This is a genomic window from Pseudarthrobacter sp. MDT1-22 (assembly GCF_054511035.1).
Genome location: NZ_JBTNDK010000002.1, coordinates 35,793 through 60,395 on the forward strand (window position 1 = coordinate 35,793; position 24,603 = coordinate 60,395).

Below are 24,603 nucleotides of genomic sequence, written 5' to 3' on the forward strand. Positions count from 1 at the left end.
CCCGGTCACCAACCCTCGCCAGCACGGTGGTCAGGGTCCGTCGAGTTCAGCCGGCGGTGTCTTCGCATAGACGCTTCTGCTGACTGAGTATGCCCGCTCATCCAGTTCCAGCGCTTGGGTGTTGACGGCCGCGAACTGCGCGGCGCCCAGCTTCTTCCCTTTCACGAGGTCCATGAATTCCTGGTCGGGACCGCCGACGGCGGTGACTTTCACTAGCCCTGTTCCGGATGAGTAGAACTTCCGCTGGTGGCCTGCCTCAGGCGGTTCCAGCGGGTTGTATTCATCGATCACCAGTACATCGTCGTAGCAGCCAGTCGGGACGCAAACGCGCTGGTGCTTCTTGAAAACTGTCCCGCAGTCAAGGAAGTCAACCTTGGGTGCATAGGCCTGGACATAGTCCGGCGTGCCGGTCCGGGGCCTGGCCTGCATGGCGATGCCGGCCTGGGCCTTGGCAAGCCCGCTGATGAAAGTGCTGGGCGCACCAGCGAACTCGCCGTTTTCGTATTCCTCCGGATATTCGCCGAATAGCCAGACCGTTCCCTTTCCAGTCTGCGCAAAGAAGGCCAGTTCGGATTCCACCAGTTCGCCGTCCGAGTAGTCGCGGTCCCACAGGACACGGGTCTTGACGCCGTCAATTACCTTGGTCAGCCCGGTGACTGTATGGACGACAGTGCGTGTGCTGGTCCCTTCGGCAGAGGTCACGGTCCCCGTCGTCGTGTACTGCATGCCAGGCTTGAGCGGGAACCATTTGTTATCGATCCGCGGGGAAGCCTGGAAATCCGAACGGTCAAAGTTGATCGCGGAGCCGGGCCCGCAGAGTTCCGGGGCCGGCGGCGCGGCACCCGCTGTGGGTGCCGACACCACTGTCAGCGATCCGAAGGCCAGCAGCAATGCGGACCCGTATGCCGTGAACCGATGTGCTCGAAAAGCCATCTCACGTGCCTTTCATACTCGTGGGGATCTGCTAGACCGCAGGCGCGGGTTCCAGCTCGTGTGCCCCGTGCCGGCGGCCGCGGACGCCTTTGGCGAAACGCAGGTACAGCGACGGGACGATGAACAGGTTGACCATCGTCGACGTGACCAGCCCGCCTAGGATCACCACCGCCATGGGATGTTCGATCTCGTGGCCCGGGATGTTACCCATTACCACGAGCGGAACCAAGGCCAGGGCAGTGGCCAGCGTGGTCATAAGGATCGGCGACAACCGCTCTGCAGCCCCCCGAAGCACCAGCGCGGGTCCGAAGGCCATGCCCTCGACCTGCTCCAGATGCTGGCAGTGGTTGATGAGCAGGATGCCATTGCGTGCCGCGAGCCCCATGAGCGTCAGGAAGCCAACCAGCGAACCGAGGGACAGGATTCCGCCGCTGAGGTGTGCGGCGATCACTCCGCCCACGAGAGCCACCGGCAGGGTCAGGATGGCCAGGGTGGCCAGCCGCCAACTCTTGAAAGCAGCCTGCAGTAGAAGGAAGACGACGATGACCGCGCCAATGGAGTAGAGCAGCAGACGTTGGGATGCGGCCTGGCGTTCGGCGTATTCGCCGAGGACAACCGCGCTGTAGCCCACCGGGAACTGAACAGATTCCATATCGGAATTGAGCTTCTCCACGACCTTCGCCAGATCACCTTCCTTGACGTTGGCACTGACGTCGATGCGCCTGGATCCCTCCGAACGCTCAATGACGTTGGGCGTGGGCTTGACCGAAATCGTGGCGACATCAGCCATCCGGATCTTGACCCCGCTCGGCGTATCGAGGGGAAGGTTCTCAATGTTCGTGACACTCGTCCGGGCCTCCGGCGGGCTCCACACCTGGACGTCGTAGGCCTTCCCGTCCCGGTAAATGTCGCCTACCTCTTCACCGGCAACGAAGGTCGCCGCGGCACGCCGCACATCGCCCGGCTTCAGCCCGTAGCGGTTCGCCGCTTCCAGGTTCACTTCCACATCGATCTGCGGAATGTTGGCCTGGAGGGCAACCTTCGCGCCGATGGCTCCGTCAATGCCGCCCAGAATGGTTTTGATCTTGTCAGCCTCCTGGCGCAGCGTCGCAAGGTCGTCGCCGTACACACGGACGACGACGGCGTAGCCGGTTCCGGTGAGTACCTCGCGAATGCGTTCCTTGAGGTACGTCTGCACGTCCCGTTGGATTCCGGGATAGCCGTCCACGACCGCCGCCACTGCTGCCAGGGTTTGGTCATAATCCACCCCGGGGTCGACGCTGATCCAGTTCTCACCGAAGTAGACGCCCACCACCTCATCGGCATTGAATGCCTGTCCGGTGTGGGCCCCACAGTTGTTCACGCCGGGGATCGTCATGAGTTCCCTGCAGGCCAGCTCACTGACGCGGACTTCCTCGGCGTTTGACGTGCCCGGCTGCGTGAGCCAGTGCATCAGGAAATCACGCTCCTTGAATTCCGGGAGCAACGATTGGCCCAGCAGCGGCGCCGCCACAATGCCGACCATCCCGACGGCGGCCAGTGTCAGGTAGCCGGGGACAGGACGGCGGACAATGGGCCGGAGCGCGTTGGCGTACCAGCGCTTCAGGACCCTGACCACGGGCGGATCCCGGTCCTCCAGTTTGGCATTTCGCAGGACGATGTACGCCATTGCCGGCGTGACGGTCAGCGCCACGACCATGGACGCGATCACCGCGAGCGTGTAGGAGGTGGCCAGCGGCCGGAAAAACGCCCCTGTCAGCCCGTCCAGGAAGAAGATCGGAACCGTGGCGGCGACGATGATCAGCGTGGCGTACACAATCGGTCCGCGGACCTCAAGCGAGGCGTTGACCACCACCCTGGCGGTGCTTCCGGTGGCGCCACTGGCCCGGTGGTGCCGGAGCCGTCTGACGATGTTCTCGACGTCGATGATGGCATCGTCCACCACCACCCCGACGGCAATCACCAACCCCGCAAGCACCATGGTATTGATCGTGCCGCCGGTCCAATACAACACGAGGGCCGCCGCCACCAGTGACAACGGGATGGCCAGGACGCTGACCAATGCCGTCCGCCACTGGAAGAGGAAGACACTCAATACCAGGATGACCAGCAGGCATCCGAGCAGCAGGGCTACGCCCAGGTTGTCGAGGGATTCCTCAATGAAGGTTGCAGGCCGGAAGATGGCCGTGTCCACAGCGATTCCGGTCAGGCCGGGCTCGAGTTGTTTCATGGCCTCTTCCACCCCCTTTGTCACTTCGAGGGTGTTGCCCCAAGGCAGTTTTTCCACGATCAGCATCAGACCCGGTCCGCCGTTAATGACGGCGTCACCGATCAGCTGCTGGTGGTCCTCCACCACATTGGCCACGTCGCCCAGCTGGAGCGGGGGCTGCCCCTCACGATCCTCCAGTGCCACCTTCGCGAGGTCCGCAGGTGTGGTGATGGGTTGGACGTGCCTGACCCCAATTGTCTGGCTGGGTGTGTCCAGGGAACCTCCGGTGCCGATCACGGCACCGGTGGAATACTGGAGCAGGCCGGCGTCGAGGGCATTGGCGGTGGTGCTCATGACGGTTTCCAGGCTGACCTTGTTTGCGGCCAGCTTGGCCGGGTCAGCCTGGACTTGAAGCATCTGGAGACGTTCGCCCCAGATTGCCACGTTTGCCACGCCGGGAACGCGGAGCAGATGGGCCCTGATGTTCCAGTAGGAAATCATTGACATCTCGATCAGGGACCGGGTGTCCGAGGACAGCCCGATCTTCATGACCCGGCTGGTGGAGGACAGGGGCTGCAGCATGATCGGCGGCGCCGCCCAGGTGGGCAGCGTCGGAATGACCGTCGCCATCCGCTCGGACACCAACTGTCGGGCAGTGAGCAGATCCGTGCCGTTCTCAAATTCCATCACAATCGAGGACAGCTGCGGTACCGACTTGGACCGCATGTGGTGGAGGCCGTCGATGCCGTTGAAGGCTTCTTCCATGGGAACCGAAACGAGTTCTTCCACCTCAGCGGCGGTAAGTCCCAGGCAGGCTGTCTGGACCTCCACTTTCGGCGGCGCGAATTCAGGGAACACGTCCACCGAGGCACTGCTGAGCTGGGCGCCGCCTACCATCAGCAGCGCCGCCGCCATCGCGATGATGATCGATCTGAACCTTAGGCTTGCCGCGACTATCCGGCGCATGTCATTTGCCCGTAACGAACTCTGCGCCGAACAACTCAGCCGCGGCTACTGTTACCACAGGCGTTCCAACAGCTGGGCCGACACTGGCTGTGACCGCGCCCGCTTCGATTTTGGTCACCGTGACGGGCTGGCGCTCGTACACCCGTGGCTCGGGGTTGATGTAGACCCAGGTCTTCCCCTCCGCGTCGTACAGCAGCGCTGCGTATGGGAACAGGACGCCTGCGTCCCCCGGACCCGGCTTGACCGTGTCGGTGAGCAGCTCCAGCCGTTCAATGGCCCGCTCGCTCAGGGTGATGCGTGCTATGCCGGTGGTGGCATTCTTTTCCACCTTGGCAGCCGCTTCAGATGCGGTTTCTGCCATGGCTGAGGGTTGAGCACAGGCGGGCAGTGAAAACAGCAGTGCTGCGCAGGCAGCGGCCGCCACTGGCAGGCGCCGCAGGGTCCATTTGCTGGTCATGATACTTCCACCTTTTCCGGCATAACAGGGGTGACTGGAACTTCCGATTCGTAGACCTCTGACCACTCTTCCGGCTCGGTGCGGGGACCGAACCAGAGTGTGAGCAGCGGGAGCACAAAGATCCCCACGAGCGTTGTGGTCACGAGCCCGCCGGCTAGGATCAGCAGCATGGGCACGATCAGGGTCTGGCCTACCGCGCCGCCGAGGATGGCGGGCGGTATCAGCACGAGGAACGTAATGAGGGCGGATTTCAGGATCGGCGATATCCGGTCCCGGGCCGCCGTCATGACCAGGTCAGTGCGTGACATCTGTTCGGACTCCCGCCAGAGTTCGTCAACACGCGCGGACAGGAGCGCCGCATTACGTGCAGCGATGGCCACCACGGCCGCAAACGCCGTCAGCGACAGCCAGGACAGGGACTCCGCCCCGATCCATGCGGCGACCGCTGCTCCCGCCATCGCGGCGGGAAGCGTCAGGAAGACGGCGAGGGCAAGCTTCCAGCTCCGCAGTGCAGTCTGAAGCAGAAGCAGCACAGCCAGGATGGCCGCCATTCCGAGTCCATGAACCAGGGTGTCTGCGGCCTGCAGCTGGCTGTATTTCGTGGGGATCTCGGCGTGGTGTTCGAGCGGGAACTGGATTTGTTGGATGGCCGCCTCGATGTCCCGCTGGATATCTGCCAGCGGGCGTCCGCTGACGTCAGCCACGACGTCGATCCGCCGCGAGGTGGCATCGTGCTGGATAACAACTTCGCTGGGGACCATGCGAACGTCGGCGACCTGGCCCAGTTGGACGTGGCCGCCATTAGGAGCGTCAAGGAGCAGCTCACGGATGCTGGTCAGGTCATCCCGGACGCCAACCGCGCCGCGAACAACCACTTCGAACACCTTCTGCTCCTCAAAGAGGTTCCCGACGACGATGCCCTGCATCAGTGTCGCAGCGGCGCGCCTCGCGTCACCGGGCTTGATGCCGAACTTTTGGGCAGCCTCGAGATTGACCTGGACCTCTACGATCGCGGTCATGGCGGCAGCGTCGATGGTCGGGTTGTTAACACCGTCAATCTTCTGGAGGGCCTGGCGGACCTCTTCTGCCTTTTCACGGAGCACCGGCATTTCCGTTCCGTAGACGCGGACCGCGAATCCCGGCTCCAGGCTGGAGCGCATGTCGCCGACGGTCTGTTGGGAGTAGTTCAGCACGTTGTGCGCGATGCCCGGGTAGCCCTGGACCACGTCCCGTACCGCCCGCTCCGTTTCGCCGAAGTTGGCGTCCCGTGCGATCGACACCCACAGCTCAGCAGAGCTGTTGCCAACCACCTGATCCGCAGAGATGGCGCGTCCCACGTGACCGCCGACGCCCGAAACCCCCGGGAGGGCCCTGAGTTCATCGGAGGCCAGGGCAGCGATCCGCCGGACTTCGTCATTGGACGTCCCGGCCATGGTGTCCCACTGCACCAACAGGGTCCGGTCGGGCATGGTGGGAACGAGCGGCCGGTTTCCTGCCAGTTGCGAGCCGGCAGCGACGCCAAGGATCCCCACGACCACGATGGCCACAATCGCCAGGGGCTTCCGGGAGTTGACCCCGCCCAGTGCGCGGTCGTAGTACGCCTTTCCCCGTCCGACGGCGGGAAGTTCCCGGTCGGTCGCGGTCTTGGACGGGAGGAGGAAATACGCCAGTACCGGTGTGACGGACAAGCCTACGATCAGGGCGGCGGCCAGCGTCAGCGCCAACGACCAGAAAAGCGGCGAAAGAAACGAGCCGCCTACTCCAGTCACGAAGAGGGTCGGAACGAGGACGACCACCATCATCAGCGATGCGTGGAACAGCGGCGTGCGGACCCCGCGGACGATGTAGCTGCTGCGCGACCTCGGGGTAGCCTCGGCGTCCGTCGCCTCGCGGACGGCGCGCTGTCGTCGGTGGGCCTGAACGTCTTCCACGATGTCGCCCACGATCACGGACGTGCCGAGCAGAACTCCTATCAGGACGGTGATGTTAAGTGTTGCGTTTTGGGCGAACAGCACCACCGCCGCCGTCGTGACGGTAGTGGCGATGGCCACGAGTGCGATCACGGCGACCCGCCAGGACCGGAACAGCAGCCAAAACAGTGCTACCGCAATCAGCAGGCTGATCAGGAGCGCCAGGCCGAGGCTGTTGACGGAGTCCTGAACACCGGTCGCAGGCCTGAAGACAGAAGTATCGATCTGGACGCCCGTGAGGCCCGGCTCCATGTCCTTGAGGGCCGCCTCAACACGACGGGTGACCTCCAGGGCGCTGACGCCGGGGAACTTCTCGATCACCAGCATCAGGCCGGCGTCCGCCCCAACGGCGTCACCGATCAGCGGCTGGTGGTCTTCCTTGACCTGGGCAATGTCGCCCAGAAGCAACTGCGGGTCCGTGTCCTCCACGCTGACCTTGGCCAGGTCGGCCGGCGTGCGGATGGGAAGGACGTGCTGGATGCCAAGGCGCTGGTTGGGCGACTCCACGAAACCGCCGGTCCCGGGCGTCGAAGCCTCCAGGAAGCTCAACGGCGAAACCCAGACCGCGTTGCCTGTGGTCTTAATTAGCTGCTCAAGGGTAATGCCTTTGTCGCGCAGCTGCGTCGGAGTGACCTCAACCTGCAGCTGCTGTTCGCGCTGGCCCCAGATGGACACGTTCGCCACGCCCGGGATACCGATCAGCCGCGGCTTGATTTTCCATCTGGCCAGGACCGACATCTCAATGCCGGAGAGCTCCTTGGAGTTCATCCTGACCATCACCACGCGGCTGGTGGAGGACATGGGCTGCATGATCAGCGGCGGCGATGAGACGTTAGGCAGCGCGTGCGCCTGCGTCATCCGTTCCGCGACCAACTGGCGTGCGCGCAGGAGGTCCGTGCCGGGCTCGAAGACCAGTTCGATGGACGACAGCCCCGGGACGGATTTCGAGCGGATCTCGTCCAGCCAGGCCACGCCGTTGAGGAGGTCTGCTTCCATCGGTGCGGTAATAAGCTGCTCAACTTCAACCGCGGAGAGCCCTAGGGCCTCAGTCTGGATCTCTACCTGTGCTGGGGCGAACTCCGGCATGGTGTCCACGGCCATATGTGGAACGTTTACGATGCCAAAAGTAATAAGGCCCGCCGCGAGGGCGAGAACCAAGATTCGGAACTGCATGCTGAACCGGGTAACCCAGCCAAACACGACTAGTCCCTCGCTACTTCTTCGCAGAGGTGATGGACGGAATTTTCAGTCCATCACAACGTTGTGCGGGACATAAACGCCAAGAATACATGTCAGGCTCCTCGACCTGAGACCGTCTAGTTTCCCCACAGACTTGACAATACTGTGGACCGATTGCGCTGGGTTGGCAAGGGTAGAACCTACCCCCTTGAGCCACCCCGCTACAGGGTTCTCTTTGGCGAAGAGATCTGGGTTACCCAAAGGGCCCGGCGGCACTGTCCACTTCGACGGTGCCGGCACTGGCCACGCGCCCCTGCGCCCGGCCCGGACTGGCTTTCCCTTAACCTAGGCCTGCCCACCTGCAGTGGGTAGGCTAAAGTAGTCCTATGCGTGCGATCCTTCTGCTTAGCTAGCCGCCCGGTGTCCGGAAACAACCGGATTGCCGTGCGGCTGCCCCTCCATGGAGAGGGGCTTTTGTGTGTCCGGGCATGTTTCCGGGCCGGCAGCAGAGGGGATCAGACCGTTGTGGCAGCACCGATGCCACAACAGAACAGAAGAGGGCAGCAGTGAGCGTTCAGCCGGAGACAGAGACCGGAACAGCAGCAGTGGCGGCGGAAACACCCGAAGAGGGTGCCTACAGCTTCGCGGCGATGGAGGCCAAATGGCCGCAGGTGTGGGAAGACCTTAAGGTTTTCACGCCTGTGGATGATGGTTCCCGCGAACGCCGCTACGTGCTGGACATGTTCCCGTACCCCTCGGGTGACCTGCACATGGGCCACGCCGAGGCCTTTGCCATGGGTGATGTTGTGGCCCGCTACCTGCGGCAAAAGGGCTTCGACGTCCTGCACCCGATCGGCTGGGACTCCTTCGGGCTGCCGGCGGAAAACGCCGCCATCAAGCGCAACGCCCACCCGAGCGAGTGGACCTACGCCAACATCGACACCCAGGCGGCGTCCTTCAAGCGTTACGCGATCTCCGCGGACTGGTCCCGTCGGGTCCACACCTCGGACCCCGAGTACTACCGCTGGACCCAGTGGCTGTTCAAGCGCTTCTACGAGAAGGGCCTGGCGTACCGCAAGGACTCCCCGGTCAACTGGTGCCCCAAGGACCAGACCGTCCTGGCCAACGAACAGGTGGTCAACGGTGCCTGCGAACGCTGCGGCACCCCCGTCACCAAGAAGTCCCTGAACCAGTGGTACTTCAAGATCACCGAGTACGCTGACCGGCTGCTCGATGACATGGACGAGCTGCGCGGCCACTGGCCCGAGCGGGTTCTGGCGATGCAGAAGAACTGGATCGGCCGCTCCGAAGGTGCCCACGTCAACTTTGTGATCGAGGCCGTCGGCGGCAAGCCCGCCAAGGACGTCACCGTCTTCACCACCCGCCCGGACACGCTGTACGGCGCCACGTTCTTTGTTGTCGCAGCCGACGCGCCGATCGCCGTCGAACTCGTCACCGAGGAGCACGCCGCCGCCTTGGACGCCTACCGCGAACAGGTCAAGGCACTCACCGAGATCGAACGCCAGTCCACCGAACGCGAAAAGACCGGTGTCTTCACCGGCCGCTACGCCGTCAACCCGCTGAACGGCGAAAAACTTCCGGTCTGGGCCGCTGACTACGTCCTGGCCGACTACGGCACCGGCGCCATCATGGCCGTCCCGGCACACGACCAGCGCGACCTCGACTTCGCCAAGACGTTCGACCTGCCTGTCCGCGCCGTGCTGGATACCGGTGAAGAGGATCCCACTGTGTCCGGCAAGGCCACTTCGGGCGAGGGCACCCTGATCAACTCGGGCGTCCTCGATGGGCTGCCGAAGGCCGAAGCCATCCCGGCTGCCATCGACATCCTGGAACAGCAGGGCACCGGGGAGAAATTCGTCAACTTCCGCCTGCGCGACTGGCTGCTGAGCCGCCAGCGTTTCTGGGGCACGCCCATCCCAATCATCCACTGCCCTGCCTGCGGCGAGGTTCCGGTTCCCGACGAGCAGCTGCCTGTCAGGCTGCCGGCGGACCTGCGCGGCGAGGACCTGTCCCCGAAGGGTACGTCCCCCCTGGCCGCCGCCGAGGCCTGGGTCAACGTTGACTGCCCCAACTGCCACGGGCCGGCAAAGCGCGATACTGACACCATGGACACCTTCGTGGATTCGTCCTGGTACTTCCTGCGGTTTGTTTCCCCGCAGTACACCGAGGGGCCATTCGACCCGGCAAAGATCAACGAGTGGATGCCGGTCGGCCAGTACGTGGGCGGCGTGGAGCACGCCATCCTGCACCTGCTGTACGCCCGCTTCTTCACCAAGGTCATCCACGACCTCGGCATGATCGACGCCGACGAGCCCTTCAGCGCGCTCCTGAACCAGGGCCAGGTCCTCAACGGGGGCAAGGCCATGAGCAAGTCGCTGGGCAACGGCGTTGACCTCAGCGAGCAGCTGGACAAGTTCGGCGTGGACGCCGTGCGCCTGACCATGATCTTCGCCTCCCCGCCGGAGGACGACGTCGACTGGGCGGACGTTTCGCCGTCGGGCTCCGCAAAGTTCCTGGCCCGTGCCTGGCGCCTGGCGCAGGACGTCACCAGCGAGCCCGGTGCCGACGTTACCGCCGGTGGCCGCGCGTTGCGTTCCGTCACGCACCGCACCATCGCCGACGCCGCCGCGCTGTTGGACACCAACAAGTTCAACGTGGTGGTGGCCAAGCTGATGGAGCTGGTCAATGCGACCCGCAAGGCTATAGATGCCGGCGCCGGCGGGGCCGATCCCGCCGTCCGCGAGGCAGCGGAAGCCGTTGCCGTCATCCTGAGCCTCTTCGCGCCGTACACCGCGGAAGACATGTGGAACGTCCTGGGTCACCCCGCGTCCGTGGCGAACGCCGGCTGGCCGATGTACGACGAAGCGCTGCTGGTCCAGGAGACCGTCACCGCGGTGGTCCAGGTCCAGGGCAAGGTCCGTGACCGCCTTGAAGTCTCGCCCGGGATCGGCCAGGACGAACTGCGGGAACTGGCGCTGGCCAGCGAAAACGTCCAGCGCGCGCTCGACGGCCGCGGCATCCGCACCGTGATCGTGCGAGCGCCTAAACTGGTCAACATCGTCCCGGCCTAGTCCGGGACACCGGCCGCCGGGCCAACCGGCGGCCGGCCCTAAACCAGGAGGCGCTCTTGCCCGACCGTGACGCCGCCGCGTGGCTCTGGCTCCGGGAGCGTCTGGCTGCCCTCCGTCCCGCACCGCGCGCCGGTGTGCCAGTACCCTCCACCCCGCCCGCCGTCGTCGTCCGTACCGCGGTGGTGACGGATTCTGCCGCTGCACTGCCGGCCGACTGGGTGCATGCCTGTGCAGGGGACGGGCGCCTGACTGTCATCGCGATGCCCGTTATGGTTGGCGCGGAAATTTACGGTGAGGGCGAAGACGACATCACCGAAACCATTGCGCTGGCACTCGCCAGCGGCACGTCGGTCAAGACGTCCCGCCCGTCACCGGGACAGTTTGAACAAGCCTTCCTGGCCGCCGAACGGCTGGGCTACGAGGGCGTGGTCTCCATCCACATTTCCGGCGGCTTGTCCGGAACGGCGGACGCGGCGCGGCTCGCGGCCACCCGGGTGACCATCCCCGTGGAAGTCCTCGACTCTTGCACCGTGGGCATGGCACTGGGCATGGGCGTGCAGGCCGCGGTGGCAGCAGCCGCGGCAGGCAGCGACACCGCAGCCGTAGCCGCCGCGGCGGCGGCGCAGTTCGCGCGGACCAAGGTCTATTTCTACGTGCCCAGCCTGGAACAGCTCCGCCGGGGCGGGCGGATCGGCGCGGCCGCCTCGCTGCTGGGGACCATGTTCGCCATCAAACCCATCCTGGCCGTCGACGACGGCAAGATCGTGCCGCTGGAAAAGGTCAGATCAGCAGCCAAAGCTGTTGCCCGCCTCGAGGAACTGGCCGCCGCGGACGCCGCATCGCGCCCCCACGGCCAGGCCCGCCTCGCCGTCCACCACTTCGGGAATCCGGTCGAGGCAGAAGCGCTGGCAGCCAGGCTGTCTGCCGCCTTGCCAAGCTGTCCGCCGGCCCAGATCAGCTCCCTGCCCGCCGTCCTGGCAGCCCACGCCGGGCTCGGCGTGCTCGCGGTGATCGTGGGCGAGGACGGCCCGGCAGCCCCGGAGCCGGAACTCCCCGCAGTTTCGCTATAGGTGCGTTTCCCGGCTGTCATTTTCTCAAGACGGCGTCCGGGGGCTGCGGTGTGGTGATCGGGTCTGCATGCCGGTGCACGAGTGCCCAGGTGTCGCCTTCGAGGCGATAGATGCTCGTAACCCGTAGCTCAAATGCTGATATTTTGTCGGCTCCTCCCACCTTGGCCTGCCAGTGTTCTATGTCCAGGAAGCAGGCGAGATCGGTTGTGACGTGCTTGGTGAGGGCATCAAAAGCCATGACGCGTCCAGATTTGAATCGTGCCGCCGCCGAATCGAGGGCCCCTGATACTCGCTCCCAGCCGACCACCGGAGGGCCCCAGGGATTAGCAAGGGAGACATCTCTGCTGTGGGAGAAAATGGCCTTGACGGGTTCCGGGTTGCCTTTAGCAAACTGATTTAGCGCCTGATGAAACTGGTCGATGACCTCGTCAAGCTGCATTGGTCCCACCAACTAACTCATAGGGCTTCTACGGTAAGCGAATCTTAGCGGCTTCATGCCCCGCCGGTCACTGGCCTCCTGAATCTTCCAGCGGGGCGGCGGCTCGAGTCCCGAAGCTGGACCTTCCCGGCGGTTATACACCTAGCAGTTTCCACATAGGTGTAGCCGGGACTGTCACCCGCGGCCCTGCTTCCCTAGCGTTGGGAGCATGTCACGCCGGGACGCTGGAGCAGCACGCCAGGGGGCCCGGCATGCCCGGGACCGGCTGCAGTCCACGCTCGGAGCCGGCCCGGGGCTTCTGCTCACCGGCAGTGGCGAAAAGGTCTTTGAGTACGACGGCGGTACTTACCTATCCGGTGACGACGCCGCTTCGGGGGCTGCTGATGAGTCCGCTGCCGGAACAGGCAGGACAGGACCGGCGCTGAGATGGCGGGTGGGCCTGCGGGTCGCCCTGCTCATCGCCGCACTCGCGGTGCTTGGCAGCGTCTGGTTCTGGGCACAAGTAGCCGCCGGTCAGCCAGAAGTCAGGCCACTCAGTGACGTCTCCGCTCAGGGCAGCATGCCTGCTCGGGAAGGAACCGAAGGCCCGGAGCCCCACGGGGCCGGGCCGCCCGAACTGCCCTCGGAAAGTCCACAATCCGGCACGGTCATTATCCATGTGGCCGGGGCCATCGCTGTGCCGGGGATTGTTCAGTTGCCCGCTGGCAGCCGGGTTCACGAAGCAGTCGCCGCGGCAGGCGGAGGCACGCCTACAGCAGACCTGAACCGCCTCAACCTTGCTGCCGTGCTGGCGGACGGTCAGAAGCTCTACGTTCCCCAGGCCGGCGAAGAAATCCCCGCCGGTTCGTCCGGTCCACTCGGGGGACCGGGGGAGGAGACTGACGGCGGTGGGACCGCGTCAGAAGGAGGAAAGGTCAACCTCAACACAGCAGGCGTCGAAGAACTGGACGCCCTGCCGAAGGTTGGGCCCGTGCTGGCGCAGCGGATCGTGGACTGGCGCAAGGAACACGGCCCGTTCACATCGACCGAGGAGCTCGACGCCGTGGACGGCGTGGGTCCAAAGATGCTCGAGACACTCCTTCCCTTGGTAGGCGTCTGAGATGGCCAGGCGCAGCCCGTGGAGCCGCTTTGTTGACTCGGCCGTGCAGGGCCAGGGAGCTCCCGCGGCACCGGCACCCGTGGATACGCCCGCCATGACTACGTCCGCCGGGGTCCAGGCCGCGGGGCTGAAGGTCCGCAGGCTGGGTGAACGCGTCGGGACGAAACTCCGGGGCCAGGAGCCATCGAGTGCAGCAACGGCCGCGCCGCGCCGGCGCACCGACGTCAGGCTGGCCCTGCCCGCCCTCCTCGTCTGGAGTGCCGCCGTCGCCGGCGTCTGGCTTAGCCCTGTGGCGCTGGTGGGGCTCTGTTGCGGCTTGGTGCTGGTGGCCACGTGCCTGTTGATCCGGGCCTCACGCGGCCGGGCGCTGGTGGCAGGCCGGCGGAGCTTTCTTATGACCACCGCGGTTGCCTTGCTGCTGGCCGCGACCGCCGCTGCCCATTCGGCCGTCTCCTCGTCGCAACGCCACGACGGGCCGCTTGCCGAAGCTGTAGCCGCCGGCAACTCTGTGGTGGCCATCCTGGAAGTCACCGGATCGCCGCGGGCCATGACGGTCCCGGGAACTTCGGGGCCGCCCGAACGGTGGTCGGTAACGGCGCAGACGGAGCAGGTCACCGTCAGCAGCCGGGTCATCCGCACCCGTGCCCCGGTGGTGGTCATGGGCGGCAAGGGCTGGGGGGACCTGGTGCCCGGCCAGGTGGTCCGGACCGCCGGCAAGCTGAAGACACCGGACGCAGGCCAGCAGGAAACCGCTGTCCTGTCAGCCTCCCTGCCACCCCGTGCCGGTTCCGGGACCGGCAGCAGCGCCGCAGTCGATGATGCCAGCGCCCCGGGCTGGCAGCTGGTCGCGAAGGACCTGCGCGTCCGGTATGTCTCCGCTGCGTCCTTCCTTGTCGCCGATCCGGCCGGCCTCCTCCCGGGCATGGTTACCGGAGATACCAGCGCCCTGGACGAAGGGCTCAATGCCGCGATGAAAACGGTGGGAATGACCCACCTGACCGCGGTCAGCGGAGCCAACTGCAGCCTGGTCCTGGGTGCACTGCTGATCGCTGCACGCAGCCTGCGCCTGCCCCGGCTCCCCGCGGCAGGACTGGCGCTGACCGGCCTGGCAATGTTTGTGGTGCTCGTGGGCCCGGATGCCAGCGTGCTGCGCGCCGCGCTGATGGGTTCAATTGCCGTGGCATCGCTGGCAGGTGGCCGGACGGGCCGCGGACTCAGTTTCCTCTGCCTCGCGGTGTTGGGCCTGCTCCTGATCGACCCCGGCCTCGGTACCAGCATTGGGTTCCTCTTGTCGGTACTCGCGACCCTGGGCATCATCGTCCTGGGCCGACGGATGATTGACTGGACCCCGGCAGTGATTCCACGCTGGGCAGCCGCCGCCTGGGCCGTCCCGCTCTCCGCGCAGTTGCTGTGCGGCCCGGTGGTTGTGCTCCTGCAGCCCCAGTTTTCCACGTACTCGCTGCTTGCAAACCTGATGGCAGCCCCGCTGGTAGCACCGGTGACATTGCTGGGAACGGCAGCCGTCCCGCTGGTGGTTGCCGCGCCGTGGCTGGCCACCGTCCTGATCGCCGCGGCAGGCACTTTCAGCGCCGGAGTGGCAGGAACCGCACGGATCACGGCAGGATTGCCGGGTGCTGCGCTGCCCTGGCCCGAGGGCCCGTTCGGACTCCTGACCATGGTGCTGCTCTCCCTGCTGACCTTCGCCGGTGTGTGGCTGACTATCCGGCCGCGTCAAGTGTTGCCCTGGGTCCTGGCACTACACGCCCGGACGGAATCGATGCTGGACTTTCTGGAACGGCAGCTGGGGGCCACGGTGTCCCGGCTCTGGCCGGCGCGGTGCTTGCCGGACCGGCGCGGGCCAGGCCAGCGTGGCCCCGGCTTGGTGGCGGCGGCCCACCGTGGCAGGCTTAGACACTGCACCAGAATTTCCGGGAGGAATCCACCATGGCCGCAGCCCAGACCACACTTACCAGGACTCCGGCGTCCAACACGGCCACCTGGCGGGACGTGACGCCTGCCGAAATCGTCCTGGTGGGCGGACCGGAGGAATACCTCGGCATCCGTGCCATGGACCACGTCCGCGCCCAGGTGCGGACGGCGTTTCCCGACGTGGAAGTCAGCCGCCTCATGGCCGGAACGTACGAAGCCGGGACCCTCGCTATGCAAGTCAGCCCCTCACTCTTCGGTGAGCGCAAACTGATCGAAGTCGAAGGCGTTGAAGGCATGAACGATGCCTTCCTGGCCGACGCAATGACCTATCTGGCCCGCCCGGAGCCGGATGCGGTGCTCGTCCTGCGCCACGCCGGGGGAGTCCGCGGCAAGAAGCTCCTCGATGCCGTCAAGGCTGGCGGTTGGCCGGTAGTTGACTGCCAGCCCCTGAAGAAGGATGCGGATAAGGCCACTTTCGTGGCAACGGAATTCAGGGCCGCCGGACGCAAGATCAGCTCGGACGCCGTGCAGACGCTTGTTAATGCCGTCGGCGCCAACCTTTCGGAGCTCGCGGCGGCGTGCAGCCAGCTGATCGCGGATGCCACGGGAGCAGTGACCCCGGAGTTGGTGGACCGCTACTACGGTGGCCGGATCGAGGCCACGGCCTTCAAGGTCGCGGACGCTGCCATGGCCGGAAACGGTCCAGTGGCGCTGTCCACCCTTCGCCACGCGCTGGCCACCGGGGCTGATCCGGTTCCGCTGGTTGCCGCGCTGGCAGCCAAGCTGCGGACGGTGGCCAAAGTTGCCGGCGCCCAGGGATCCCCGGCGCAGATCGCCCGGGAACTGGGCATGCAGCCCTGGCTCGTGGAGCAGGCCCAGCGCGATGTGCGCCGCTGGACCCCGGAGGGCCTGGTCCGCTCCATCCAGGCCACCGCCGAGGCCGATGCCCAGGTCAAGGGCCTTTCGCGTGATCCCGTCTATGCCGTTGAACATGCGGTGACCGTCATCGCAACCTCTGTGCGCGGGCACTGACGTCAGCTGATCGCGCCTGCGGTAGGTGGCTCTGGCGCAGAGACGCTGGCGGCTTAAAGATGTGTGGCCGGCACCCATCGGGTGCCGGCCACAATCATCAGTTCAGGTGAACTGGAAACCTTACAGCGCGTTGACCTTCTTGGAGATGGCCGACTTGCGGTTTGCTGCGTTGTTCTTGTGCAGAACACCCTTGCTGACAGCCTTGTCCAGCTTGCGGCCGGCAACAAGCAGGGCAGCGGCAGCCGCATCCTTGTCGGTGGACTCAACGGCGGTGTTGACGGCGCGGATGGCCGTCTTCAGCTCAGACTTGACTGCGTTGTTGCGCAGGCGAGCCTTCTCGTTGGTAAGGATGCGCTTCTTCTGGGACTTGATATTAGCCACGTGTGAACTCTCTTTTTAATGCGGAAATGGTCTAGAGGGCTTTCAGATTGGCCATTGACTGAGCGGCGTGGGGATACCTATGGCGGCCAACCATCAGTGGCCGTCGACCTGCACGGACACACAGCTATACAGAATAGCAGACCCCCCGGAAGCTGGCCATTTGGCGGGCTATTTCCAGCTGTGTCGGCGCCGTATGCCTGCAGCCACCAGATCGAAGCGTTTCCGGTCCAGAACTGCACCTTCGCGCCGGATGGCGTCCGGGCTGATCTGCAGGATCCGTCCAAGGTTCGCCTCGCTGGGCCGCTGCTGGCGGTCCCAACTGCCAGTTCCGATGTCCACGTAGTCTCCGGATCCGTTGCCGGCACGGTCATGGTCCCTGCTGGTGAGCATTACCCCCAACAGGTACTGTCCGCTCTTGCCCACCAGCAGAACCGGACGGTCTTTGCCCCGGGTGTGGTCCTCCTCATACGGCACCCAGGTCCACACAATCTCGCCGGGGTCGGGACTGCCGTCGGGCTGCGGGGCGTACTGGATGGACGCCGCGCCGGCAAAGTCGCCAGGATAGACGCCGTGCGGGGCCGGCCTCACCGGCGCCGCATGGCGGGCCGGTGCAGGCGGGTGCGGTCCGGCTGATCGGGTTGCCCCGTTACGGAACTTCTGCAGGACCCTGACGGACGTCCGGAAAGCGTTGGCCAAGGAGCGGAGGTTGATAGGCATGGGCCAAGACTATCGCCGGGCCACCGTGCCGGGTTTGAGCTGAATGCAATACGATGCGCCCGGACGTGGGAGACTGGAGGTTCCAAATGTGCGGTCCAGCCGCAGGGTGCCTTCGGTGCGTCCTGGCGGGGGTTGCACGAATGTCTACAGCACGAATGTCAACAGTAAGGACCCTGCGTGTCTCCCATGGCCCGCACCGCCCCGGTGCCCGCCGCGACTGATCCGGCCATCATTCGGAATTTCTGCATCATCGCGCACATTGACCACGGTAAATCCACCCTGGCTGACCGCATGCTGCAGTTCACCGGGGTGGTTAAGTCCCGCGATATGAAGGCCCAGTACCTGGACCGCATGGACATTGAGCGCGAACGCGGTATCACCATTAAGTCCCAGGCGGTCCGCATGCCCTGGGAACTCGACGGGACCAGCTACGCGCTGAACATGATCGACACCCCCGGCCACGTGGACTTCACCTACGAAGTGTCCCGTTCGCTGGCCGCCTGCGAAGGCGCAGTGCTGCTCGTTGACGCGGCGCAGGGCATTGAGGCGCAGACCCTCGCGAACCTGTACCTGGCGATGGAAAACAACCTCACCATCATCCCCGTGCTGAACAAGATCGACCTCCCGGCAGCCCAGCCTGAGAAGTACGCGGCGGAACTGGCCAGCCTGATCGGCGGCGACCCCGACGACGTGCTCCGCGTCTCCGGCAAGACCGGCATGGGCGTCGAGGTCCTGCTGGACAAGATCGTCCGCGATCTGCCGGCCCCCGTGGGGGACCCGAACGCCCCCGCGCGCGCCATGATCTTCGACTCGGTCTACGACACGTACCGCGGTGTGGTTACCTACGTCCGTGTGGTTGACGGCATGCTCCACCCCCGTGAACGCATCCAGATGATGTCCACCCGGGCCACCCACGAACTCCTCGAGATCGGAGTGAGCTCCCCGGAGCCCACCCCCTCCAAGGGTCTTGGGGTTGGCGAAGTGGGCTACCTCATCACCGGTGTGAAGGACGTCCGCCTGTCCAAGGTCGGCGACACCGTCACCAACCTTGCCAAGCCTGCCACAGTCTCCCTTCCCGGCTATGCCGATGCCAAGCCGATGGTCTTCTCCGGCCTGTACCCGCTGGACGGCACGGACTACCCGGTGCTCCGCGATGCGCTGGAGAAGCTGATGCTCAACGACGCCGCACTGGTGTACGAGCCCGAAACGTCGGCCGCGCTCGGCTTCGGCTTCCGCGTCGGCTTCCTCGGCCTGCTCCACCTGGAAATCACCAGGGAGCGGCTTGAACGCGAATACAATCTCGACCTGATCTCCACCGCCCCCAACGTGGAGTATGAAGTGACGCTGGAGGACAAGAAGGTGGTCCATGTGACCAACCCCAGCGAATACCCTTCCGGCAAGATCGCAGAGGTCCGCGAGCCGATGGTGGCTGCCACCATCCTGGCGCCGAATGAGTTTGTGGGCGCCATCATGGAGCTCTGCCAAAGCCGCCGAGGCGTTATTGGCGGCATGGACTACCTGTCCGAGGACAGGGTCGAAATCCGCTACCGGCTGCCACTCGCTGAGATCGTGTTCGATTTCTTTGACATCCTCAAATCCAAGACCCGGGGCTACGGCTCGCTGGACTGGAAAGCCGACGGCGAGCAGGTGGCCGACCTGGTCAAGGTGGACATCATGCTCCAAGGCGAACAGGTGGATGCCTTCTCCGCCATCACGCACCGCGAGAAGGCCTATGCCTACGGTGTAATGATGACCGGAAAACTGCGCGAGCTCATTCCCCGCCAGCAGTTCGAAGTGCCCATCCAGGCTGCCATCGGCTCCAGGATCATCGCCCGGGAAAGCATCCGCGCCATCCGCAAGGACGTTCTGGCCAAGTGCTACGGCGGCGACATTTCCCGTAAGCGCAAACTGCTGGAGAAGCAGAAGGAAGGCAAAAAGCGCATGAAGATGGTGGGCCGCGTTGAGGTCCCCCAGGAAGCCTTCATCGCTGCGCTGACCACCGACGAGTCCAAGGACAAGGCCAAGAAGTAGTGATGACAGTGGCCGGCAACACCGGAGGCCCCTGCAATGCCTAGCATTCTTCCGCTCGGTGACCCCGCGCCGTCGGACGGTCTGCTGCCCGCCCAGGCAGTGGCCGGTGCGGCGGACCAGGCCTTCGGGCTGTACGTGCACATCCCGTTCTGCGCTGTTCGTTGCGGATACTGCGACTTCAACACCTACACGGCCACCGAGCTGGGCGGCGGGGCGTCACAGGACGCCTACGCCACCACGGCCGTGTCCGAAGTCGACTTTGCCGCCACGGTCCTGCGGAACTCGGGTCTCCCGGACCGGCCGCTGAGCACAGTCTTCTTCGGCGGCGGCACCCCCACGCTGCTCCCGGCGGAAGACCTAGCGCGGATCCTGACGGCCGCCGTCGGGCACTGGGGCCTGGAACCCGGCGCCGAAGTGACTACCGAAGCAAACCCGGACTCGGTCACCCCTGCATCCCTTCAGGTCCTGGCCGATGCCGGTTTCACCCGGGTTTCCTTTGGCATGCAGTCTGCCGTTCCCCATGTACTGAAGGTCCTGGACCGCACGCACACGCCCAGCCGCGTGCCGCAGGTGGTGCAGTGGGCGCGCGATGCCGGACTGGCCGTGAGCCTGGACCTGATCTACGGGACGCCGGGGGAGTCCCTGGAGGACTGGCGGTTCTCCCTGGAGACGGCCCTGTCCTACGAGCCAGACCACATCAGTGCCTACGCGCTGATCGTTGAGGACGGCACCAAGCTGGCGGCCCAGATCCGCCGTGGTGAAGTCCCGGGAATCGACGACGACGACCACGCCGACAAATACGAACTCGCCGACCAGCTGATCGGCGCTGCTGGCCTTAGCTGGTATGAGGTCAGCAACTGGTCCCGGACGCCGGAGCAGGCATGCCGGCACAACCTCGCGTACTGGCGCGGGGACGACTGGTGGGGCATCGGGCCAGGTGCACATTCACACGTCGGCGGGGTGCGGTGGTGGAACGTCAAGCACCCCACGGCCTACGCCGGACGGCTCGCTCAGGGCCTGTCGCCGGCCGCCGGGCGGGAAACGCTGGACGCCGAAACCCGCGACGTTGAGCGCGTGATGCTTGAGGCCCGGCTCGTGTCGGGGCTGGCAACGTCAACGCTGGGCGACCACGGCCGTCACGCCGTGGCCGGGCTCATTGCCGACGGCCTGGTGGAGCCACCGGCTGCCTTCCACGGCACGCTGGTATTGACCCTGAAGGGCCGCCTGCTGGCCGACGCCGTGGTCCGAAGGATCCTGCCAGGCTGACCTGCCGGACAAGCTGGTGGGCCCACGCCCGCAGGGTTCCCTGGAGGAGGTTTAGGGTGACGGTGGGGACTACTTGATCCAGCGCAGGTTGTACTGGTAACGGTGGGGCTGGCCCTTGTTGACATGGATACCTGCGGCCACGGAGAAGCAGGTCAGGGCAATCCAGATCAGGGTGGCGATGACGGCGAAGATGTTTCCCACCACCGGAATGAACACCAGGAGATTGGCCACCAGCGCCGCGATGGTGGGCGGCAGGCTGAAGTTCAGCGCTTCCTTGGATTCCTGGGCGGTAAACGGCCCGCGCTCACGGAAAATCAGGTAGATCAGCAGTGACGGAACACAGCCGAGGATCCCGCCGAAGTGTGCCAGTGTGGCCCACTGGCGGTCTTCGCTGGCCGTCAGGGGCAGCGCGTTAGCCGGAACGCCCTGGTACTCGGAACGGCCCTGGCCGCCGTGGTCGTCCCGGTGCTCGCGTGCGTTTTGTGCCACGGTTTTCTTCCTTCGAAAGTGCAATGGTGCTGGGTTGGAGAATGCCGGAGTGAAGCAACGGCAGCCTCCGCAGTACCAAGAATACTGGTTCAGCCACCAAATGCTGCCGCCAGGAGCCGGATCCGGTGTCAGGGCACCGTCAGGAAGTCGATGACTTCCTCCACTCTCCCGAGGAGTGATGCTTCCAGGTCCGCGTAGCTGCGGACAGCGCCCAGCAGCTTTTGCCAGCCAAGCCCGATGTCTTCCTTGGTGGAGTGCGGCCAGCCGAACGCTGCCAGGATTCCGGTCTTCCAGTCCTGCCCGCGCGGCACCACCGGCCATTGCTCGATGCCCAGTACAGCGGGCCGGATGGCCTGCCACACGTCAACGTAAGGGTGCCCGACGATCAGGACATTCCCCACCGCGCCGGGGGAGGCCATCACGGCAGCCGCGATGCGCCACTCCTTCGAGTCCGGCACCAGGTGGTCCACCAGGACCCCCAGCCGCCGCCCTGGACCGGGACCGAATGCGGCCACCGCCCCTGCCAGGTCATCAATGCCATGCAAAGGCTCGACGACGATGCCCTCTACGCGGAGATCGTCACCCCAGACTTTTTCCACGAGTTCGGCGTCGTGCTTTCCCTCCACCCAGATTCTGCTGGCTTTGGCCACCTGGGCGCGCTGGCCGGCCACGCGGAACGAGCCGGACGCCGTCCGGCCGGCGGCCACGGGGGCGGCCTGCCTGGGCGCCGGGGGAACGAGCCGGATGGGCTGCCCCTCCAGGAGGAACCCGAAGCCCAGCCGGAAGGACCGGGACTTGCCGCGCCGGTCTTCGAGGGCCACGACATGCATGCCCCCGGACTTCTCCACCCGGGTCACCGCTCCCACCCAGCCTGACTGGGCGTCTTCGAGAACCATGCCACGTTCCACGGGGACCTCGGGGAGTTCGCTTCTCACAGGCGCGGTGATCTCCTGCGGACCCCAGTTCTGGTACTGCATGGATTGATTCCGCCTTGCCGCTAGATCCTGGCCCGGAATTTCGCCCGGAGCGGTACCAATGCTAACAACGGGGTGACTCATATTAGACTGTTAGCACTTAGGCATGTCGAGTGCTAACCCTGCAGTGACCACGGATGGAGGTGGAATATGAGCGAGCCGCGCAAACTCGAAGTACTGCGCGCCATCGTGGAGGACTATGTGCACTCCCGCGAGCCAGTAGGTTCAAAAGCGCTCGTGGAACGCCACCACCTCGGCGTGTCCAGTGCCACCATCCGCAACGACATGGCGGCCTTGGAAGACGACGGCCTGATCACGGCCCCGCACACCAGCGCCGGACGGATCCCCACAGACAAAGGCTATCGGCTGTTTGTGGACCAGATTTCAGCGGTAAAGCCGCTTTCCCATGCGGAACGGCGTGCAATCCAGTCGCTGCTGGAGGGCGCCGACGATCTGGACGACGTCCTTGACAGGACCGTCAGGATGCTGTCGCAGCTGACCAACCAGGTCGCCGTAGTGCAGTATCCGCATCTGAGCCGCGCCACCATCCGCCACATCGAATTCGTCCTGCTCGCGCCCCGGCAGGTCCTGGTGGTCCTCATCGCCACCACCGGCAAGGTCGAGCAGCGCGTGATCGACATCGGCCAGGACCTCGGCGACGACGCCATCGCCGCGCTGCGGTCACACTTCCTCGGATCACTCGCGGGCATCTCGCTGAGCCGGCTGACCCCCTCGCTGCCGGGAGTCGTTTTGTCCGTCAGCCCGGGCCAACGCGCGGCGGCCCAGGCCTTGGCCCACGGGCTGGAAACGCTCGCCCACAGCAGCCGGGAGGAACGCATGGTCATGGCCGGAACGGCGAACCTCGCCCGCTCCAATGTGGATTTTCCGCTCAGTATCGGGCCGGTCCTGGAAGCGCTCGAGGAGCAGGTTGTCCTGCTGCGCCTCCTGAGCGACATGGCGCAGGATCCGAGGGGCGTGGCAGTCAGCATCGGGCGTGAAAACCCGTACGACGGGCTCGCGGAAGCCTCCGTGGTGGCCACGGGCTACGGACCAGACAGCACTGCCAAGATCGGTGTGCTCGGCCCTACGCGGATGGACTATCCCACCACCATGGCCGCCGTCAGGGCAGTAGCCCGTTACCTTTCAAGAATTCTGGGTCCGTAACAGCACCGCGGTCCAGGCACGAAGAGCAGTGCCGGCAGCCCGGCTGCCGGCAGTACAACAAGGAAGAGATACGAACTTTGAGCAGCCACTACGACGTCCTCGGAGTCTCGCCGGAAGCCACCGGGGAAGAGATCAAGAAGGCCTACCGCAAGCTGGCCCGCACTCTTCACCCGGACGTAAACCCCGGGGACGATGCATCGGACCGCTTCAAGGCCGTGACCCATGCCTACGAGGTACTTTCGGACCCGCAGAAGCGCCGGATCTATGACACCACCGGCAATGAGAACGGCACCGACAACGGGTTCGGCGGCGGCGGATACTCCGGCCAGGGCTTCGCGTTCCAGGACATCTTCGACACGTTCTTCGGGGCCGGCGGCACCTCCGGCCCCGCGTCCCGGGTCCGCCGCGGCCAGGACGCGCTGATCAGTGTACGGATCGAACTCCGCGATGCCGTGTTCGGCGTCAACCGGAAACTCGAAGTGGACACAGCCGTCACCTGCCCCACCTGCAACGGGTCATGCTGCCGCGAAGGCAGCCACCCTGTGCGCTGCGATATCTGCGGCGGCAGCGGCCAGGTCCAGCGGGCGGTTCGCTCCATCCTGGGCCAGGTCATGACGGCGGCCCCGTGTGGCAGCTGCGAAGGCTTCGGGACGGTCATCAAGGACCCCTGCAACGAATGCAGCGGCCAAGGCCGCATCCGCAGCCGGCGGTCGCTCACCATCAAGGTGCCGGCCGGTGTTGCCACAGGCACCCGGATCCAGCTCTCCGGGCAGGGCGAAGCAGGCCCGGCCGGCGGACCGTCCGGGGACCTGTACGTGGAACTCCGGGTCAACAACGACGCCACCTACGCGCGCGACGGTGACGACCTGCACGCAACGCTGCACATCCCGATGACTGCCGCCGCCCTGGGCACCGAGCTGTCACTGGAAACCTTTGACGGGCTGCAGGAAATCGACGTCAAGGCAGGGACGCAGTCCGGAGAGATCATCACGCTCCGTGGACTCGGCGTGACGCACCTGCGCGGTTACGGCCGCGGGGACCTGATGGTCCATCTGCAGGTGGAGACGCCGGCCAAGCTCGATGCCGCGCAGGAGGATCTCCTGCGGCAGCTGGCGAAGCTGCGGGGCGAGCAGTTCACGGAAGGCAAGCTGGCTGCCAGCGGCGGCGTCTTTGCCAAGCTGCGGGACCGGTTCGGTAACCTGTAAC

The 24,603-nt window shown here is 65.3% G+C and carries 18 protein-coding genes; 9 read left to right on the forward strand and 9 right to left on the reverse strand.

Annotated elements, in window-relative coordinates; genetic code table 11:
- Window positions 1-30: 30 nt before the first annotated feature.
- The 4 genes from ACX80M_RS02075 to ACX80M_RS02090 are packed head-to-tail and all read right to left on the reverse strand — an operon-like array spanning window position 31 to window position 7,708.
- Window positions 31-933, reverse strand: coding sequence for a hypothetical protein (locus ACX80M_RS02075; protein WP_459308584.1), 903 nt, complete (start codon window positions 931-933; stop codon window positions 31-33).
- Window positions 934-964: 31 nt separating this feature from the next.
- Window positions 965-4,108, reverse strand: a complete 3,144-nt coding sequence (locus ACX80M_RS02080; protein WP_459308586.1) for an efflux RND transporter permease subunit — start codon at window positions 4,106-4,108, stop codon at window positions 965-967.
- Between the two features lies 1 nt (window position 4,109).
- Window positions 4,110-4,565 (reverse strand): hypothetical protein, encoded by a 456-nt coding sequence (locus tag ACX80M_RS02085; RefSeq protein ID WP_252598880.1) that lies wholly within the window; start codon window positions 4,563-4,565, stop codon window positions 4,110-4,112.
- Window positions 4,562-7,708: an efflux RND transporter permease subunit gene (locus ACX80M_RS02090; RefSeq protein ID WP_459308588.1), complete on the reverse strand. Its 3,147-nt coding sequence runs from the start codon at window positions 7,706-7,708 to the stop codon at window positions 4,562-4,564. The genes ACX80M_RS02085 and ACX80M_RS02090 overlap by 4 nt, the downstream gene beginning before the upstream one ends.
- Before the next feature lie 572 nt (window positions 7,709-8,280).
- Here ACX80M_RS02090 and leuS point away from each other — a divergent pair.
- Together leuS and ACX80M_RS02100 are read left to right on the forward strand one after the other, a co-directional pair.
- On the forward strand, window positions 8,281-10,806 hold the full coding sequence (leuS, locus tag ACX80M_RS02095; protein ID WP_252607993.1) for a leucine--tRNA ligase: 2,526 nt from the start codon (window positions 8,281-8,283) through the stop codon (window positions 10,804-10,806).
- A 56-nt stretch (window positions 10,807-10,862) separates the two neighbouring features.
- Window positions 10,863-11,876 carry a DegV family protein gene (locus tag ACX80M_RS02100; RefSeq protein ID WP_252598877.1) on the forward strand — a complete coding sequence of 338 codons (1,014 nt, stop codon included), beginning with the start codon at window positions 10,863-10,865 and terminating at the stop codon, window positions 11,874-11,876.
- 16 nt (window positions 11,877-11,892) lie between these two features.
- Here the strand turns inward: ACX80M_RS02100 and ACX80M_RS02105 are convergent, their stop codons facing one another.
- Entirely contained in the window at window positions 11,893-12,315 is a 423-nt protein-coding gene (locus ACX80M_RS02105) for a YybH family protein (RefSeq protein ID WP_252607992.1), read from the reverse strand.
- Window positions 12,316-12,523: 208 nt separating this feature from the next.
- On the opposite strand from ACX80M_RS02105, the gene ACX80M_RS02110 reads away from it, so the two are divergent.
- The 3 genes from ACX80M_RS02110 to holA are packed head-to-tail and all read left to right on the forward strand — an operon-like array spanning window position 12,524 to window position 16,375.
- Window positions 12,524-13,414, forward strand: a complete 891-nt coding sequence (locus ACX80M_RS02110) for a ComEA family DNA-binding protein (RefSeq protein WP_252598875.1) — start codon at window positions 12,524-12,526, stop codon at window positions 13,412-13,414.
- A gap of 1 nt (window position 13,415) precedes the next feature.
- Complete coding sequence (locus ACX80M_RS02115; RefSeq protein ID WP_459308591.1) at window positions 13,416-15,425, forward strand: ComEC/Rec2 family competence protein; 2,010 nt, start codon at window positions 13,416-13,418, stop codon at window positions 15,423-15,425.
- Window positions 15,359-16,375, forward strand: a complete 1,017-nt coding sequence (gene holA / locus ACX80M_RS02120) for a DNA polymerase III subunit delta (protein ID WP_459308593.1) — start codon at window positions 15,359-15,361, stop codon at window positions 16,373-16,375. Before ACX80M_RS02115 ends, holA begins: the two co-directional genes overlap by 67 nt.
- 120 nt (window positions 16,376-16,495) lie before the next feature.
- On the opposite strand, the gene rpsT is transcribed toward holA, so the two are convergent.
- Together rpsT and ACX80M_RS02130 are read right to left on the reverse strand one after the other, a co-directional pair.
- Entirely contained in the window at window positions 16,496-16,756 is a 261-nt protein-coding gene (gene rpsT, locus ACX80M_RS02125) for a 30S ribosomal protein S20 (protein ID WP_056340153.1), read from the reverse strand.
- 168 nt (window positions 16,757-16,924) lie between these two features.
- The gene (locus tag ACX80M_RS02130; RefSeq protein WP_252614596.1) at window positions 16,925-17,473 is read right to left on the reverse strand and encodes a type II toxin-antitoxin system PemK/MazF family toxin; all 549 of its coding nucleotides are present in this window, start codon (window positions 17,471-17,473) and stop codon (window positions 16,925-16,927) included.
- Window positions 17,474-17,650: 177 nt separating this feature from the next.
- Between ACX80M_RS02130 and lepA the strand changes: the two genes are divergently transcribed.
- Window positions 17,651-19,504, forward strand: a complete 1,854-nt coding sequence (gene lepA / locus ACX80M_RS02135) for a translation elongation factor 4 (RefSeq protein ID WP_252598871.1) — start codon at window positions 17,651-17,653, stop codon at window positions 19,502-19,504.
- 36 nt (window positions 19,505-19,540) lie between these two features.
- Entirely contained in the window at window positions 19,541-20,770 is a 1,230-nt protein-coding gene (gene hemW, locus ACX80M_RS02140; protein WP_459308595.1) for a radical SAM family heme chaperone HemW, read from the forward strand.
- Between the two features lie 69 nt (window positions 20,771-20,839).
- Here the strand turns inward: hemW and ACX80M_RS02145 are convergent, their stop codons facing one another.
- Together ACX80M_RS02145 and ACX80M_RS02150 are read right to left on the reverse strand one after the other, a co-directional pair.
- Window positions 20,840-21,259 carry a DUF4870 domain-containing protein gene (locus ACX80M_RS02145; protein WP_252575353.1) on the reverse strand — a complete coding sequence of 140 codons (420 nt, stop codon included), beginning with the start codon at window positions 21,257-21,259 and terminating at the stop codon, window positions 20,840-20,842.
- Between the two features lie 128 nt (window positions 21,260-21,387).
- Entirely contained in the window at window positions 21,388-22,236 is an 849-nt protein-coding gene (locus tag ACX80M_RS02150) for a DUF3097 domain-containing protein (RefSeq protein ID WP_459308597.1), read from the reverse strand.
- A gap of 147 nt (window positions 22,237-22,383) precedes the next feature.
- Between ACX80M_RS02150 and hrcA the strand changes: the two genes are divergently transcribed.
- Window positions 22,384-23,397 (forward strand): heat-inducible transcriptional repressor HrcA, encoded by a 1,014-nt coding sequence (gene hrcA / locus ACX80M_RS02155; RefSeq protein ID WP_252598869.1) that lies wholly within the window; start codon window positions 22,384-22,386, stop codon window positions 23,395-23,397.
- A 77-nt stretch (window positions 23,398-23,474) separates the two neighbouring features.
- Window positions 23,475-24,602, forward strand: coding sequence for a molecular chaperone DnaJ (gene dnaJ / locus ACX80M_RS02160; RefSeq protein WP_252607985.1), 1,128 nt, complete (start codon window positions 23,475-23,477; stop codon window positions 24,600-24,602).
- Window position 24,603: the final 1 nt, after the last annotated feature.